The organism is Alicyclobacillus acidocaldarius subsp. acidocaldarius DSM 446 (assembly GCF_000024285.1).
GTDB lineage: Bacteria > Bacillota > Bacilli > Alicyclobacillales > Alicyclobacillaceae > Alicyclobacillus > Alicyclobacillus acidocaldarius.
On the sequence record NC_013205.1, the window covers coordinates 2946262 to 2962746 of the forward strand.

12 protein-coding genes and 1 CRISPR repeat array (1 of these 13 only partly in view) are annotated in these 16485 nt (G+C 64.4%); of the genes, 3 read left to right on the plus strand and 9 right to left on the minus strand.

Features of this window, described 5'->3' with window-relative positions; translation table 11 throughout:
- Window positions 1–35: direct repeats of the CRISPR family, unit length 37 nt; it begins 957 nt to the left of the window's first position.
- A gap of 633 nt (window positions 36–668) precedes the next feature.
- From AACI_RS16615 to AACI_RS14305, 4 genes are read right to left on the minus strand one after another with little or no spacing between them, the layout of a single operon-like run.
- Window positions 669–893, minus strand: coding sequence for a hypothetical protein (locus tag AACI_RS16615; protein WP_218917123.1), 225 nt, complete (start codon window positions 891–893; stop codon window positions 669–671).
- 58 nt (window positions 894–951) lie between these two features.
- Complete coding sequence (locus tag AACI_RS14295) at window positions 952–2238, minus strand: glutamate-5-semialdehyde dehydrogenase (protein WP_012812089.1); 1287 nt, start codon at window positions 2236–2238, stop codon at window positions 952–954.
- Window positions 2235–3362 (minus strand): glutamate 5-kinase, encoded by a 1128-nt coding sequence (gene proB / locus AACI_RS14300; RefSeq protein ID WP_012812090.1) that lies wholly within the window; start codon window positions 3360–3362, stop codon window positions 2235–2237. Before proB ends, AACI_RS14295 begins: the two co-directional genes overlap by 4 nt.
- 35 nt (window positions 3363–3397) lie before the next feature.
- Window positions 3398–4264, minus strand: a complete 867-nt coding sequence (locus AACI_RS14305; RefSeq protein ID WP_012812091.1) for a fumarylacetoacetate hydrolase family protein — start codon at window positions 4262–4264, stop codon at window positions 3398–3400.
- A gap of 274 nt (window positions 4265–4538) precedes the next feature.
- Here AACI_RS14305 and yicI point away from each other — a divergent pair, with 274 nt between their 5' ends.
- Window positions 4539–6878 (plus strand): alpha-xylosidase, encoded by a 2340-nt coding sequence (yicI, locus tag AACI_RS14310; RefSeq protein WP_012812092.1) that lies wholly within the window; start codon window positions 4539–4541, stop codon window positions 6876–6878.
- Window positions 6879–7033: 155 nt separating this feature from the next.
- Here the strand turns inward: yicI and AACI_RS14315 are convergent, their stop codons facing one another.
- On the minus strand, window positions 7034–7459 hold the full coding sequence (locus AACI_RS14315) for a universal stress protein (RefSeq protein ID WP_012812093.1): 426 nt from the start codon (window positions 7457–7459) through the stop codon (window positions 7034–7036).
- A 101-nt stretch (window positions 7460–7560) separates the two neighbouring features.
- Window positions 7561–9621 (minus strand): ABC transporter substrate-binding protein, encoded by a 2061-nt coding sequence (locus tag AACI_RS14320; RefSeq protein WP_049763367.1) that lies wholly within the window; start codon window positions 9619–9621, stop codon window positions 7561–7563.
- Between the two features lie 326 nt (window positions 9622–9947).
- Between AACI_RS14320 and AACI_RS14330 the strand changes: the two genes are divergently transcribed.
- Both AACI_RS14330 and AACI_RS14335 read left to right on the plus strand, forming a co-directional pair.
- Window positions 9948–10850 carry an AraC family transcriptional regulator gene (locus AACI_RS14330; RefSeq protein WP_012812095.1) on the plus strand — a complete coding sequence of 301 codons (903 nt, stop codon included), beginning with the start codon at window positions 9948–9950 and terminating at the stop codon, window positions 10848–10850.
- A gap of 78 nt (window positions 10851–10928) precedes the next feature.
- Window positions 10929–12995 carry a beta-galactosidase gene (locus tag AACI_RS14335; RefSeq protein ID WP_012812096.1) on the plus strand — a complete coding sequence of 689 codons (2067 nt, stop codon included), beginning with the start codon at window positions 10929–10931 and terminating at the stop codon, window positions 12993–12995.
- A gap of 98 nt (window positions 12996–13093) precedes the next feature.
- Here AACI_RS14335 and AACI_RS14340 read toward each other — a convergent pair whose 3' ends face one another.
- The 3 genes from AACI_RS14340 to arfA form a co-directional block, all read right to left on the minus strand.
- The gene (locus AACI_RS14340; RefSeq protein WP_012812097.1) at window positions 13094–14308 is read right to left on the minus strand and encodes an ammonium transporter; all 1215 of its coding nucleotides are present in this window, start codon (window positions 14306–14308) and stop codon (window positions 13094–13096) included.
- A gap of 3 nt (window positions 14309–14311) precedes the next feature.
- The gene (locus AACI_RS14345; protein ID WP_008338402.1) at window positions 14312–14677 is read right to left on the minus strand and encodes a P-II family nitrogen regulator; all 366 of its coding nucleotides are present in this window, start codon (window positions 14675–14677) and stop codon (window positions 14312–14314) included.
- A gap of 180 nt (window positions 14678–14857) precedes the next feature.
- Window positions 14858–16363, minus strand: coding sequence for an arabinosylfuranosidase ArfA (gene arfA, locus AACI_RS14350; RefSeq protein WP_012812098.1), 1506 nt, complete (start codon window positions 16361–16363; stop codon window positions 14858–14860).
- Window positions 16364–16485: the final 122 nt, after the last annotated feature.

Consider the following 16485-nt stretch of genomic DNA (forward strand, 5'->3'; position numbering starts at 1 on the left):
TGATCCGCCGAGATCGTCGGCGGCCCTATTGAGACCTTTGAACGCGGAAATACCCGGTTGGTGATTCCGGTCTCCTGTTGCGGATGTAGGAGTCGGCGTTTGCGCCAGAGGTGGGGTCACGGAGAACGTGAAATGGTTATCCAAGATCACGAAGCCTAATCCACCGGAAGCCGTGAAATACCTGGCATTGATCGATAAACTGCGGTGGATCGCGTTTCTGTCGGGAATGGCGTTCGGCGGCACACAATTGATACCATGGATTCGTCATCAGAAAGTTCTGAGCTTCATTCTGCTTTGGACACTGGAATCTATATTGGCAGCCGTATGCATAGGTGCCGTGTACGCATTGATCAGATATCTCATTGCGTATTTCAAGGATAGCCAGTGAAGTGTCCCGCACACGGTTTGCGATTTGAACTGCAGCTTAGCGCCTAGTCGCATCCTAGCCGGCTTCTGCCCGTTCTGTTCCCGGATTTCCCACGCATCACAAATCGTTCACCTGCAAGTGCAGGTGTGATAGCTCCGCCCGCAGGTGGTCTTTGGCGTGTCATTCGGCAACCATGGGTGTACCCCGCTCGAAGCGAGGATTACGGACGTCTCCCCGATGGATGATACGAGAAAGCCCCGGGCATCGGTTCGCCCAGGGCTCGCGTCGCGTCACAAATGATTCAATACGCCCCATACACGCCTGCGCCCGCGCCCGGCGTACAGCCGCAGCTCGGCGCCGCCATGCCCACCGCGGGAACCAACAGGAAGAACAGCACGAAGATGATGAGAAACACCACAGCCCAGCGCGTGTAGCCGCCAAACGTACCCATGAACGCTACCCCTTTCAGGCGAGATGGTTCATCGTACGCCGCGACTGCGCGCGCCAAAGCCGACAGGTGCCCCATGAGCGCTTCCGCTCCCGCCGTGCCGCGGCGCGAATTCGTATCCTCGCCCCGCTTGCCGCTATTCCCGCACCTGCCCGTGTCCGTACACCACGTACTTGTAGCTCGTCAGCTCGCGCAAGCCCATCGGCCCGCGGGCGTGCATCTTCTGCGTCGAGATGCCGATCTCGGCCCCAAACCCGAACTCGAACCCGTCCGTAAACCGGCTCGACGCGTTGTGGTACACGGCCGCCGCGTCGATGGATGCAAGGAACACCCGCGCCGCATCCTCGTCCTCCGTGACAATGACCTCCGAGTGCTGCGTGCCGTAGCGATCGATGTGCGCGATGGCGTCCTCCAGGGTGTCGACCACCCGGACGGCGAGGATGAGATCCAGATATTCAGTTTCCCAATCCGCCTCCTGCGCAGCCACCGCAGGGATGCCAGCGCGGCGCAGGATGTCGAGCGCGCGTGGGCACGCGCGCAACTCCACGCCCCGCTCCACGAGGGCGCGCGCCGCCTCCGGGAGCCACGCATCCGCAATTTCCGCGTGCACGAGGAGCGTCTCCGCCGCATTGCACACGGACGGGCGCTGCGTCTTCGCGTTCACCACGATGCGCGCGGCCATCTCGAAGTTCGCGGCGCGGTCCACGTACACGTGGCAGTTGCCCACGCCCGTCTCAATCACCGGAACCGACGCGTTCTCCACTACACGGCGAATCAGCCCCGCGCCCCCGCGGGGAATGGCGAGATCGACAAGCCCCCGCGCCCGGATGAGCACATCCACCGCGTCCCGGTCCGCGTGGGCCACGAGCGACACCGCGGCTTCCGGCAGTCCCGCCTGCCGCAGCCCGTCGTGGATGGCCGCCACGAGCGCCTGGTTCGACCGAAGCGCCTTGCTCCCGCCGCGCAGCACCGCCACGTTGCCCGTCTTCACCGCGAGCACCGCCGCGTCCACCGTCACGTTCGGCCGCGCCTCGTAGATCATGGCGATCACGCCCATCGGCACGCGCACCTTGCGGATGTCGAGGCCGTTCGGGCGGAGGATGCGCTCTACCTCTTCGCCCACCGGATCTGGCAGCGCCTCGACCTCGCGCACGCCCTCGATGATCTGCTGAAGCCGCGCCTCGTCGAGCATCAGCCGATCCACGCGGGCCGCGGGCTGCCCTTCCCGCCGCGCCGCGTCCACGTCGGCCGCGTTCGCGGCCAAAATCTCGCTCCTGCGCGCCCAGATGGCGTCCGCCATGTGCGAAAGCGCCTCGTTCTTGACGCGCGTCGGCGCCGTGGCCATGTGCCGCTTCGCCGCCTGCGCGCCGCGCAGGGTGGAACGCACCGATTCCACCAGTTCCGCCTTCGCGTCGACACTCATCCCGCCGTCGCCTCCGTCCAGATCACCATGTCGTTTCGGTGCACCACTTCGTGCAGCGCGTGCACGTCCTCGCCTGCGCGCTTTTTCGCGAGCCACTCGGCGAGATCGCGCGAGGAGAAGTTCGAGATGCCCTTGCCAAACGCCGCGCCGGTGGGCCCGACGAGTTCCACCACGGCGCCCTCCTGAAACTCGCCATGCACCTGCACGAGGCCCGGCAAAAGCAGGCTCTTGCCGCCCGCGATGAGCGCGCGCATGGCGCCGTGATCCACCTGCAGGGCGCCTTCCGGCTTCGGCGCGTGCAAGAGCCACGACTTGCGCAGGCTGACCGGCTCCCGCGACGCCAGAAACCGCGTGCCCACCGGCTCGCCGCCGAGCACCCGCTCAAGCACCCGCGGCTCGTCCCGATGCGCAATGACGACCTCCACGCCGGACTGCGTGGCAATCTTCGCCGCCGCGATTTTCGTCCGCATCCCGCCCGTGCCTGCGCTCGATCCGGCTCCGCCCGCGATGCGCTCGATCTCGTCCGTGATGGCCTCGACCTCCGCAATCCGCGTCGCTGTGGGATCCTGGCGCGGGTTGGCCGTGTACAGGCCGTCGATATCGGTGAGCAGCACCAACGTGTCCGCCTCCGCCACGAGCGCCACGAGCGCCGCCAGCGTGTCGTTGTCGCCGAAGCGGATCTCGTCCACCGCCACGGTGTCGTTCTCGTTGATGATAGGCATCACGCCGCGCTGGAGCAGGGCCATCACCGTGTTGCGGATGTTCACAAACCGCTTCCTATCCTCCACGTCCGCGCGCGTCATGAGGATCTGCCCCACCGCGATGCCGTGCTCGGCAAACAGCCGCTCGTAGTGCTCCATGAGGAGCACCTGGCCCACCGCCGCGGCCGCCTGCTTCTCCGGCATCGAGATGTGCGCGCGCTGCCAGCCGAGCCTGCCGAGCCCCGCCGCGATGGCGCCCGAGGAGACAAGCACAAACTGGCACCCCGACTCACGCTCGAGCCGCACCATATCGGACACCATCTGGCGCATCCGCGACAGTGCGAGCGATCCGTCCGCCTCGGTGAGTGAGCTCGACCCAATTTTCACCACCACGCGTCTGCGCCCACGTCCATCCCTCGACATGCTTTCATCTCCCAAGCGTCGACCATTCCGCGGGTTCAGCCCGCCACAAGCCGGTTCTCGAGCCGCCCGAGCCCATCAATTTCGCACGCCATCTCGTCCCCCGGCTTGAGCCACACCTTCTTCTCCCGGCCCAGGATCACGCCCTCCGGCGTGCCGGTGTAGACGAGATCGCCCGGCTCAAGCGTCATGATGCGGGACAAATCCGCAATCACCTGCGCCACCGAGAAGATCATGTCCGCGGTCGACGAGTTCTGGCGCAACTCACCGTTTACATAGAGCCGTAAGCCCAGGCGCTGCGGATCTCCCACCTCGTCGGCCGTCGCGATGTACGGGCCGAGCGGCGCGAAGCCGTCGATGGCCTTGCCGTACAGCCACTGCGACGCGCGCATTTGGAGATCCCTCGCGCTCAAATCGTTCCCGATGGCGTAGCCAAACACCGCGCCGAGCGCCTCCTCCTCTGAGACGTTGCGGCACCTGCGGCCGATGACCGCCACCAGTTCCACCTCGTAGTCCACCTCGCGCGCCACCTCGGGAATGGCGATCTCGTCCCCGTGCGCGGCCAGACTGTTCGCAAATTTGGCGAAATAGACCGGCGACGAGGGAATCGGCATCTTCGACTCCTCGGCGTGCTTGCGGTAGTTGAGCCCCACGCACAGGATCTTCTGCGGGCGGGTGACGGGAGGCGCGAGCCGCAGGTCCGACAGCTTCCCGGCGGGAACGCCCTTCTCCTCGATGGCCTCGAGCGCGCGCCGAACGTGAGTATATTCCGCGATCACGGCCTCCATCGTTTCGGGCACCGAGATCCTGAGTTGCGCCGCGCTCGCCGCGACGTCCACCACCTCGTCGCCGCGCACAAGGCCGAGCCGCAGCGCGCTCCCTTCCCGGTAGGTGCAGAGCTTCATGGCCATCCTCTCCCTTGTCTCCGTGGCTTCACACTGCCGCCATTGTAGCAAATTCGAGCGCCTGGCGGCGACGCCCCCGGCCAGCCGACGCCCCGCCATCTATCCGCGCAGACGGGGCCGCGGAAGTCCACCAGGCACCTCATTGCCACAGGGAGTCAAAATGTTACCATTCCTATCGAAGTGAGGCCGCAAGATATTGCCGTGACCGGACAAAATCATCTGATACAATGCTGGCACAACGTGAACGGTCGGCGTTCTGCGAGGAGTGACACCCATGAAGTTCACCGACGGCAACTGGCTTGTCCGCGAAGGCGTCTCCATTCATCCCGGCCTCGCCGTGCAGGAATGGCGGCAAGAGGGAGACGGCGTCCTCTTCTTCGTCGCGTGCCGCCCCGTGGCGCACCGCGGCCACATGCTCGATGGCCCCATGCTCACCTGCCGCATCTCCTTTCCCCGGCCTGGTATGGTGCGGGTGGAGCAGCATCACTTTTTCGGCCGGATGCCCCGCGGGCCCCATTTCCCGCTTGAGCTCAAACCTCAGCCGTTTGACGCGGCGGAGACGGAGGACGGTGTCGTCCTGCGCGCCGGCGAGATGGAGGTGCGCGTGCGGCTGTCCCCATGGTCCATCGCGTTTTACGAGAACGGCCGCTTTCTCACCGAGAGCGGCCCTCGGTCGACCGCGTACGTCGTCGATCACGGCCGCCCCCACATGCGCGGCCAATTGCATCTGTCCGTGGGTGAAAACGTCTATGGCCTTGGCGAGCGGTTTACGGCGTTCGTCAAGAACGGCCAGTCCCTCGACATCTGGAACCGAGACGGCGGGACGGGATCGGACCAGGCGTACAAGAACGTACCCTTCTATCTTACCAACCGCGGCTACGGCGTGTTCGTGAACCATCCCGAGCGCGTGTGGTTTGAAATCGGGACGGAGTTCGTGTCCAAGGTGCAGTTCAGCGTCGAGGGGGAGGCGCTCGATTACGTGGTCATTGGCGGCTGCCATCCGAAGGGCGTGATCGAGCGATACACGGCGCTCACGGGGCGGCCGGCGCTGCCGCCGATGTGGTCGTTTGGGCTGTGGTTGTCGACGTCGTTCACCACCGACTATGACGAGGAGACGGTCAGCCAGTTTGTCGACGGCATGGCGTCTCGCGGCATTCCGCTGAGCGTATTCCACTTCGACTGTTTCTGGATGAAGCCGTTTGAGTGGTGCAACTTCGCGTGGGACACCGCCTGCTTCCCCGATCCGGCGGGCATGCTCGCGCGCCTCAAATCCCGCGGGTTGCGCATCTGCGTCTGGATCAACCCCTACATCGCGCAGAAATCGCCGCTTTTCCGCGAGGCGATGGAGCGCGGCTACCTGCTCAAACGCCCGAACGGCGACGTGTGGCAGTGGGACCTGTGGCAGCCGGGCATGGGCATCGTCGACTTCACAAACCCCGACGCCCGCCGCTGGTACCAGTCCCACCTGCGTCGGCTGCTCGACATGGGCGTCGATGCGTTCAAAACGGACTTCGGCGAGCGGATTCCGACGGATGTGGTGTACCACGACGGATCGGACCCGCAAAAGATGCACAACTTCTACAGCTACCTGTACAACGAGGCTGTGTGGGAAGTCCTCCGCGAGCGGGGAGGCGGTGAAGCATTGGTCTTTGCGCGATCCGCCACCGCTGGCGGCCAGCGCTTCCCGGTGCACTGGGGCGGCGACTGCCGGGGCACGTACGAATCCATGGCGGAGACGCTTCGCGGTGGCCTGAGCCTCGCCTTGTCCGGCTTCGGATTCTGGAGCCACGACATCGGCGGGTTTGAGGACACAGCCCCCGCCCACCTGTACAAGCGCTGGATTGCCTTTGGGCTCTTCTCGAGCCACAGCCGCCTGCACGGAAGCGGATCGTACCGCGTGCCGTGGCTGTTCGACGAGGAGTCGGTGGACGTTTTGCGCCACTTCACGCGGTGGAAGCTCCGGCTCATGCCATATCTTTGGTCGTGCGCCGTCGAGGCGCACCGCACGGGCGTGCCCATGCTGCGCCCCATGATGCTCGAATTTCCGGACGATCCGACCTGCGACACCTTGGACCGCCAATATATGCTCGGCCCGTCGCTTCTCGTCGCGCCGGTGTTCTCGGAGACGGGTGAGGTCGTGTACTATCTCCCGGAAGGGCGCTGGACGCACCTGTTCACCGGAGAGACGAGGCAAGGCGGCAGATGGTACCGCGAACGGTACGATTTCATGAGCCTGCCTGTGTTCGTGCGCGAAGGCAGCATCCTGGCCATGGGCGCGGAAACGGACCGGCCTAACCAACCCTACCACCGCGAGGTGGCCATCCACGTCTATCCCATCCGGCCGGACCATCGCAGTGCGTGCACTCTGTTTGACGAACAGGGCAACGAATTGGGCACATGGCATGCCTTCTGGGATGGAGACCATCTGGTCCTCACCGCGCAAGGTCGGAGCGAGGCATGGAGCGCCGTATTGCACGGTATCGACGATCCGGCAAAGCTCGCCGCGCAGGGCGCGGAATGCCGCGTCTCACCCGAGGGAGTCGTGATCAGCCCGCACCATCCACAGGAGGCGGTGCGGGTGGCAGGTTGCCGGGAGCAATGGCGGGCGGAATGAGGAGCGTGCGGGGTGTCGCTTCAGCGGCCCGCGTGCCCCAGGCGCGAGGCATAGTCCGGCGTCTCCCCATCGGATGGCGCCCATCAAGCGACGAGCCCACCCTGCGGACCGTTGCACGGTCCCCGCAGCGTGGGCTCGTTCCCCTTCTGTTCGCTTCACCGCACCACCAGGACGGCCTGCTTCGCCCGGTGCAGCACGGCCGTACTCACGCTGCCCATGAGCAGCCGGTCCACGGCGCTTTTCCCATGGCTGCCCAGGACGATGAGATCGGCCCCCAGCTCGTCTGCGGCTTGCACAAGGCGCTCAGCAGGCGCGCCGTGCTCGACGCGGAACGCCACTCGCGGGCCAAACGCCGCGAATCGCCGCTCGATCTCGCTCCGCAACTCGCCCGCGAGCTTCTCCGCCTCCCGCTCCATCTGCACCGCGTACTCCGCGGTCCACTCCGACGTCGGCACCGCAGGCACGTGCACAAACACAGCGGTCAGCCTGGCTTCCGGCCATTTGTCCAGACACTCAGCCGCCATGTCGCCCGCGCGCCACGCACAATCCGATCCGTCCACCGCCCATACGATGTGTTTCACGGCCGCGCCTCCCCTCGGACGAGGCGCCAAGCGCCCTTGGCGCCTCACACCTTCACCCTCAGTCTACCACTTCTTTTCCTGCACGGCCGATTCAAAAGTGGTCAGCGCACCGACAAGTACTGCATCTGATAGAATCCGCCCCAGGACCACGGGTTCGGCTGCGCGCCCGTGATGCCCGTGCGCTCCAGGTAATACGTCTCGGCGTAGTAGAGCGGAATGGTGTACCCCTGCTGAATGAGCTGAGTCATGAGCTTCGCAGCCGTGGCCGCGGAGGAGAACATGTCCGGGCTGTTCTGGTACTCAGCCTGCCACATGCGCCAGGTGCGGACGTCGTTCGACTCGTGCTGATCCCAATACACCTGCACGTCCAGGCTGCCGGTGTTGATTCCGCCCCCGCCGGATCCCTCGGAGTAGGGCGCTACAAACTTCCAAGCCTGCACCCATGCCGCGTGCTTGGCCGCCGCCGTCTTGGCCTGCTTGAACTGCTGGACAATTTGATTCCACTGCTGCGTAAGCGACGGCGATCCCGGCGGGTCCATGATCTTCCTCCACGCTGCGGGCTGCTCGGCCGTCCATCGGTTCAGGTACGCGATGTCGGCCTGTGCGGCTTTGACGAGCGGCGCCCACTGGCTCCACGTCACGCCCATGTTGGGGTTGTTCGGATCGCCGTACTTCTGGATGGAGGCGGGATCGTACGGCGTGTTGTACCAAGGCAGGACGTGCTGCACAAAGGCGAGGGAATACCCATAGGTACCCGGCCAGTACACGCCCTGATCTCCGCCCAGGTTGAGCGAGGCGGGGTCCAAGTCGTTCGTTCCGCCCACCGCCACGTTGTAGCCGGGCTGGATGCCTTTCTGCGGACCGCCGTAGGTCAGGTTCCCCCATTGGGTGCTGTTCAGCTGCACAATCTTCGTATGAATGCCGAGGTTCATCTGGAGCTCCTGTGCGACGGCCTCCGCCACCGGCACGAGCTGTGGATTGGAGGACGGCACCTCCGCGTACAGGTAGAGCGTCGGGAAGCCCTTGCCGCCGGGATATCCGGCTTTGGCGAGTAGTGCGCGCGCCTGCGTGACGTTCTCGGGCAGGCCGCGCTCGTACTTGGCCGTGGGCCACCCCGGTACTGAGAACGTGGTGGTGGTGCCCGCCATGCCTCCCAGCACATCCTGAACGATGGGCGCGCGCTGGATGGCCTCCCCAATGGCCTGGCGGACGAGCGGATTGGTGAGCGGCGATGGAACGGCCGAATTGTCGTACTGAAGGTACGTCACGGCGTAGTCCGGCGCCTTGTGCAGCTGGGCGAGGAGGGCCGGATGCGTCTTCACGTACTGAAGATCCGACGGCGTGCCCACTTCCACCACGTCCACCTTGTTCGCCATGAAGTCCTCCACCGGCACGCTCGTCCCGGGCACCACGTCAATCTCCTGCGCGTTGCCCTCGTTCACCTCGCCCGGATGGCCCACGTATTTCGGGTTGCGCACCAAGACCAGCGTCCCGTTCGGCGTGAACGACTTCACCGTGAACGGCGCATCGCTCACGAAATACGGCGGCAAGAACCAGTCGGTGGGATGCGCCTTCGCCACCTGCTCGTTGATGGGCATCGATCCGGCCTCGGCGAGATCGCCCAGGATGTAGTGAGGCACCGAAGTCGTGATTTGAAGCGTGTAAGGGCCGAGCACCTTGAGGCCCAGCTGGCTGAGCGGCACGGTGCCTGCGTGATACGCATACGCGTTTTTCACGACGTTCAGCACACTCAGCCACAGCTGGCCGTTGGGATTCGTGGGGGCCAACTGCCGCATGTACGCGTAGTAGAAGTCATAGGCCGTGACCGGCTGACCGTTCGACCAGCGCGCGTCGCGGCGGATCTGGAACGTCCACGTGAGCCCGTCCTTGGACAGCGTGTACCCCGCGCAGAGCTTGGGCACAATCTGATTCTGCTGGTTGTATCCAAACAGCCCCTCCATGATGGTCCCCTGATCCACGAGAATCTGCGGCCCCCACTGCGACGGATCGAGCGTCGTCAGGTTGCTTCCCGTCGGCGCCGTGATCCGAACCACCCCTTGCGAAGCCGGTGCGGCGCTCGCCGCCATGGCCGGCGCGTTTGTGCGGTGCTCCACGGGCGTTCCGCACCCCGCCAATCCTCCCGCGGCGCCCACCACGCACATGGCCGTCGCACCTGCGATCCACTTCACTCGTCTGCGCACAGCGACCTCCCCTTTCTGTTCGATAGCGGGTTCCTGGCAGCGCTTTCACCGACGCCCGCGCGACTCGCGGGTCGGCAGGATCTGCCTGTGCACCGTATTGTAGTCGCGCCGCGCAGAGGCGAATGCGAAGATCGTGACTGAAAATCGAACAATTTTGACATTCGCGCTCCTCTTCGATCTCGCCGCCGTCTTGACAGAACTCGTTGCGTGGCGCATGCTGACACTGGAGTGCAAGATTCGGGTGCCAGCGGGCTCCGCTGAAATCGCTTGCATGCGAGGGACTTCGGGTGGAAGCCGTACATCTCCTTGAACATCGGCAGCACGGCGACGCGACCTTTCACATCCAAGCCTATCACGTGGTGCTGACGCCCGGGCCACATCAGCAGACCGTCAACCTGCATTGGCACAGCGAGGCCGAGTTCATCGTGGTGACGCGCGGCAGCGTGTGTCTGCAGGTGGGCAGCCAGCGCCATGTGCTTGCCGATGGCGGCGTCGCGCTTCTCAGCGGCGGGGAACTTCACAGCATGGCCTCCCCCGGCAAAGGCCCGTCCGAGTGCAAGGCCATCGTGTTCGGGCTCGACCTCCTGGAGGGTCCGTCGGGCGATCGCGTCCAGCAATCCTACCTCTCGCCGCTCGCGTCGGGAAAGCTTCGGCTGCCCGGCGCCATCGCGCACGACCATCCGGTTCGGCCACATCTTGCGGCGCGCCTTTGCGAGATCGCCGAAGCCCTGGAAGAGCAGCCTGTCGGCTATGAACTCGCGGTCAAAGGCTGCCTCTACGATGTGCTCGCGCAACTGTTTCGAGCCAAGCTTCTGGTCGAAGACAGCCCCAGGCGGGAGATGGACGACCGCCGCGCGGACACGCTGAAGGCCGTCCTCACCTACATCGATGAGCATCTCAGCGACAAGCTTCGCCTTGCGGACCTGGCGCGCGTCGCCAACATGAGCGAAGGACATTTTTGCCGCTTTTTCAAGGAGATGACCCACCGCAAGCCCATGCAGTACGTGAACGAGCGGCGCGTGGCGCGGGCGGCAGACCTGCTCAAGGACCCGAATCGAAGCATCACGGCCATCGGCATGGACCTCGGGTTTCACGACGTGAGCTATTTCATCAAGGTGTTTCGCAGCTACAAGCACTGCACACCGCTCGCGTACCGCAAGGCGCTGCTTAGGAAGCCACCGCGCAGTTGAGCGCGGTCTAGAGAGGCTTGTGGCTTCCACATGGACTCGAGTCCATTACGAATTCAACACTGAAGGGAACGATGACCTGTGGCCAAGCACGCACCCATTTTCCCGAACGTTCAAGGTTTTTTGCACGGAGGCGATTACAACCCCGATCAGTGGCTGGCGTATCCGGATGTCCTCGAACAGGATGTCCAGCTGATGCGCGAAGCGAAGTGGAACGTCGTCTCTCTGGGCATCTTCTCCTGGGTGAGCCTGGAGCCCGAGGAGGGCTTGTTCACGTTTGAATGGCTCGACGAGGCCATCGAACGTCTGACGCATGCGGGCGTGCGGATTCTGCTCGCCACGCCGAGCGGCGCGCGGCCCGCCTGGCTATCCGCCAAATACCCCGAAGTCCTTCGCGTCGGACCCGACGGGCGGCGCAACCGGCACGGCGGCCGCCACAACCACTGCTACACGTCGCCCATCTACCGCGAGAAGGTGCGGATCATCAACCGGAAGCTGGCGGAGCGGTACGCCCATCATCCGGGCGTGATCGGCTGGCACGTGTCGAACGAGTACGGCGGCGAGTGCCACTGCCCGCTGTGCCAGGAGGCGTTTCGCGAGTGGCTGAAGCGAAAGTACAAGACGCTTGACGCGCTCAACCACGCATGGTGGACGCCGTTTTGGAGCCACACGTATACGGATTGGTCGCAGATCGAGTCGCCCATGCCGCACGGCGAGACGTCGATTCACGGGCTGAACCTCGACTGGAAGCGGTTCGTGACGGATCAGACGGTCGACTTCTGCCGCCATGAGATTGAGCCCCTCAAACAGGTGAATCCGAATCTTCCAGTCACCACCAACTTCATGGGCACGTATCCAGGCCTCAACTACTGGCGCTTCCGCGACGTGCTCGACGTCATCTCGTGGGACAGCTATCCGCGCTGGCACGCGCACGAGACGCTCGTCCCGGAGGCGGTGCACACCGCCATGGTGCACGATCTCAACCGCTCCATCCTCAAGAAGCCATTTCTGCTCATGGAGTCCACGCCGAGCGTCACCAACTGGCAGGCGGTGAGCAAACAGAAGCGCCCCGGCGTGCACGTGCTCGTCTCCCTCCAGGCCGTCGCGCACGGCGCCGATTCGGTGCAGTACTTCCAGTGGCGCAAAAGCCGCGGATCGTATGAAAAATTCCACGGCGCCGTGGTCGATCACGTCGGCCACGCCAACACCCGGGTGTTCCGCGACGTGCAAGCCGTCGGCGAGATGCTGGAGCGGCTTGCGCCGATGGCCGGCGCGGAGGTGAAGGCGGACGCGGCCGTCATCTTCGACTGGGAGAACCGCTGGGCGCTCGAGGACGCGAAGGGCCCGCGGAACATCGGCATGCACTACGAGGAGACGGTCGTGAACCACTACGCGGCGCTTTGGCGCATGGGCGTGCCGATGGACGTGATCGACGAGGAACAGCCGCTTGACGGGTACAAACTGGTCGTCGCGCCGATGCTCTACATGGTGCGCCCCGGCGTGGCCGAGCGGATGAAGGCGTTCGTCGAGCGGGGCGGGTCGCTCGTCCTCACGTACTGGTCCGGCATCGTGGATGAGAACGATCTCGTCTTTTTGGGCGGCTTCCCGGGCCCGCTGCGCGAACTTGCGGGCGTGTGGGCTGAGGAGATCGACGCGCTGTACGACGGCGAGCGGGTGCCGGTTCGAGTTGCCGACGGCAATCCGCTTGGCCTCGCGGGCCACTACGAGGCGCGCGAACTGTGCGAGGTGGTTCACCTCGAGGGCGCGGAACCCATCGCGGTGTACGGCGCGGACTACTACGAGGGCATGCCCGCGGCAACGGTTCACCGCGTGGGAAAGGGCAAGGTCTACTACGTGGCCGCGCGGCTCGAGGACGCGTTTTTGCGCGATTTCTTTGCTCGCGTGGCTGCGGAAGCCGGCGTGGCGCGCGCCATCGAGCGGGAGCTGCCGGATGGCGTAAGCGCGATGGTGCGCTCGGGAGATGGCGTGGAGTACGTCATGCTCATGAACTTCACGCCCGAGGCGCGCGAGGTGGCGCTCGATGAAGCGGAGTACAAGCCACTCTATGGAGAAGCGCCGACAGACGGCGCGGTTCGGCTCCCCGCCTACGGTGTGAGCGTGCTCGAGCGACCGGCGCGAAATGGGTGAACGCCGCCGCTCTTTGGCCGTGAGATCCCGAAACGCCAGCAGGCGATCCGGCCTCGAGGGCCGTATCGCCTGCATCTCTTGTGGTGTGACGCGCGACTTCACAGATCCGTGAATCGCTCCAACTCGTTGTACGCCGGGATGCCGTGCGCCACCACGTCGATGCCCTCCTCCTCCGTCTCGGCGGACACGCGCATGCCGAGCGTGCGGTGCAGCATCCAGCCGATTCCAAGTGATGTGAGCAATCCCCACAGCGGGTACACGGCGCAGGCCAAGAGCTGGACCAGGGCGAGGTGAACGTGGCCCGTGGTGAGAAGGCCGTGGGTGGTGTCGAACAGGCCCACCGCGAGAGTCCCCCACACGCCGCCTGCGCCGTGGACCGCGAAGGCGCCGACGGGATCATCCACCTTCCAGGCGTCGAGCCAGCCCGTGGCGAAGACCACCACGATCCCTGCCACCACGCCGATGACAATGGCCGCCCAGTGGGAGACGAACGCGCATCCGGCCGTGATCGCCACGAGGCCTGAGAGCACGCCGTTCATCATCATGCTCGGATCCGCCACTTTGAAGCGGATCATGGTGACCATCACCGCGGCGGCGCCGCCAGCCGCAGCCGCGATGACCGTGTTCAGCGCGACGCTCGACAGACGCGGATCATAGGCGTTGAGCGTGCTGCCCGCGTTGAAGCCAATCCAGCCGAACGCGAGGATGAACGCCCCGGCCGAGGCGAGCGGGATGTTGCTCGGCGCAAACACGTTCACGCTCCCGTCGGCATTGAACCGCTGCGCGCGCGGGCCGACGCTCTTCGCGAAGCCGAGCGCCATGAATCCGCCCATCGCGTGGATGACGGCCGATCCGGCGAAGTCCTCCATGCCGAGATTGCCGAGCCACCCATTCGGGCCCCACGCCCAGTGCGCTCCGAGCGGATAGACCAGGGCGCAGACCAGGATGACGATGATGACATACGCGGAGAACTTCATGCGCTCCGCCACGGCCCCCGAAATGATGGACGCCGCCGCGATGGCAAACCCGATTTGAAAGAGAACGAAGGCGGCCTGCGGCACGTTCGCCGGGGCGACGGCGGGCCCGAAGCCCCACAGGTGGGCGACGTCCGGTCCAAACGCCAGGTGCACGCCCAAGAGGTAGAACGCCAGCACACCGAAGGTGAGATCCACAAACACCTTCATCGTGACGTTCACCGCGTTCTTCGTGCGCACGAGCCCTGCTTCCAACAGGCTGAACCCGCCCTCCATGAACAGGACGAGGGCGGCCGCGAGGACCACCCAGACGGCGTTCAGCGCGGTCTGTGAAGACATGAACTAGGTGTCCTCCCTCTTCTGGTTCAACTCATCGATGGTCTCGTCGATCTCGCCTGTGCGAATGTTGTACGCCTCGAGGATGTCGTACACGAAAATCTTTCCGTCGCCCATCTTGCCCGTCTGCGCGGCCCCGATGATGGCCTGCACCGTCGCGGGCACGTAGTTGTCCGAGACCACAATCTCCAGCTTGATTTTCGGATGCAGGTTGATGTCGTACGCGTGCCCTCGATACACGCCGATGGCGTCCTTCTGCTGGCCGCGCCCCTGCACCGGAATGACCGTGAATCCCGTGACGCCCACTTGCCGCAGGGCCTTGATGGTGGTCTGGAGCTTCTCTGGACGAATGATGGCATCGATGCGTTTCACAAAACGTCCTCCCCGGGGCCTCGGCCCTTCGGCCGAGGACTAGATTCAGTGTAAATCTTGCACACGGCTGTTGTCTACGCAATATGTAAATTAACCTTACGCAACCGCATACAAACCTGACATGAAAAGAGCCCCGGAAGCCCGGGGCCCTCGCGAGACGCAGAAGGAAAATTGAGTGCGTCAGACGCGAATGCGAATCACGTTCCACGACAGCGCTGGAAGTTCGACCGCAAGTCGCCCCGCGTCCACGGCGCCGATGGACCGCTTTTGGGGGACAACCTCGTTCGGACGTTCTTTCGTATTGACCGCTTTCATATTCGGATGCGTGAGCACGATGTGCTCTTCGGACCGGGCGTTGGGGAAACCGCGCAGGTCCACGTCGAGCGCGAGCGGCTCCTCGGCGCGGTTCACCGCCAGGAGGACCATCTCGCCCGCCGCCTCGTTCCACACCGGCACCGCCTCGAGGTATGGCACGTCCGTGAAGTCCTTGCTGTCGTATTTCGGCGACTCCACTGGCGCATACAACACCACGCCGTGCGCGAGGTTCGAGGCGTGAGCGAACGGATAGAAGATGGTCTGCCGCCAGCTCGGGCCGCCGTTTTCCGTCATGATGGGCGCAATCACGTTGACAAGCTGCGCGAGGCACGCAATCCGGACGCGATCGGCGTGCTTCAGCAGCGTGATGAGCATGCAGCCCACCACGAGCGCGTCTTCCATGGTGTACACGTCTTCGAGGAGCGGCGGCCCCACCTGCCACGGCTCGACCTGTTTGTCCGCCTCGTTCGAGTGGAACCACACGTTCCATTCGTCGAACGAGAGATAGATGGTCTTGTTGGAGCGCTTTTTCGCGCGAACGAAGTCGCATGTCGCCACGACGGCGCGAATGAACGCGTCCATATCCAGCGAACACGCCAGGAAGTTGGCGAGATCCCCGTCGCGGTTGCCGTAGTACGTGTGCAGCGACAGGTAGTCCACCTCGTCGTAAGCGTGCTCGAGGACAATCCGCTCCCAATCGGGGAACGTGGCCATTTTGGACCCGGAGCTTCCGCACGCGACGAGTTCGATGGACGGATCGACCCACTTCATGACCTTGGCGGCCTCCTGCGCGAGGCGGCCGTATTCGTCCGCCGTCTTGTGGCCGATCTGCCAAGGCCCGTCCATCTCGTTGCCGAGGCACCAGACGCGGATGCCGTGCGGCTGCTCGATACCGTGCTTGCGGCGGAGGTCGCTCCAGTAGCTTCCTCCGGGGTGATTGCAATATTCGACAATCTGCTTGGCCTCTTCGATGCCGCGGGTGCCGAGGTTGACGGCCATCATGACCTGGCTGTTCGCCTTCTTCGCCCAGCGTGCGAATTCATTGAGGCCCACGCGATTCGGCTCCAGGCTGCGCCAGGCGAGATCGAGCTGAACGGGGCGCTGTTCCACAGGCCCCACGCCGTCTTCCCAACGGTAGCCCGAGACGAAATTGCCGCCTGGATAGCGGACGATGGGGACGTTGAGCTCCTTGACGAGATCGATCACGTCCTGACGGAATCCGTCCTCATCCGCGGTGGGATGGCTCGGATCGTAGATGCCGCCGTAGACGGCGCGGCCGAGGTGTTCAATGAAGGACCCGTAGATGCGAGGGTCGGTCTCCGCGAGGCGGTACGCCGGGTCGATGGTCATGCGCGCTTTCAGGTTGGACATAGGGGATTCTCCTTACAGAATAGATTGAATATTGCCTAGACAAGCGCTTCGAAACCGGACACATCGAAAGCCGAATGAATTGATATATGGATTAATTAATTTAGTATAAACTACACCAAAGG

What these genes read in the sequence shown, in the direction of transcription:
- AACI_RS14305 (WP_012812091.1), bottom strand. Translation starts at nt 4,264, where the DNA reads ATGAAGCTCTGCACCTACCGGGAAGGGAGCGCGCTGCGGCTCGGCCTT.
- AACI_RS14295 (WP_012812089.1), bottom strand. Translation starts at nt 2,238, where the DNA reads ATGAGTGTCGACGCGAAGGCGGAACTGGTGGAATCGGTGCGTTCCACC.
- AACI_RS16615 (WP_218917123.1), bottom strand. Translation starts at nt 893, where the DNA reads ATGGGGCACCTGTCGGCTTTGGCGCGCGCAGTCGCGGCGTACGATGAA.
- AACI_RS14340 (WP_012812097.1), bottom strand. Translation starts at nt 14,308, where the DNA reads ATGTCTTCACAGACCGCGCTGAACGCCGTCTGGGTGGTCCTCGCGGCC.
- AACI_RS14320 (WP_049763367.1), bottom strand. Translation starts at nt 9,621, where the DNA reads ATGTGCGTGGTGGGCGCCGCGGGAGGATTGGCGGGGTGCGGAACGCCC.
- proB (WP_012812090.1), bottom strand. Translation starts at nt 3,362, where the DNA reads ATGTCGAGGGATGGACGTGGGCGCAGACGCGTGGTGGTGAAAATTGGG.
- yicI (WP_012812092.1), top strand. Translation starts at nt 4,539, where the DNA reads ATGAAGTTCACCGACGGCAACTGGCTTGTCCGCGAAGGCGTCTCCATT.
- arfA (WP_012812098.1), bottom strand. Translation starts at nt 16,363, where the DNA reads ATGTCCAACCTGAAAGCGCGCATGACCATCGACCCGGCGTACCGCCTC.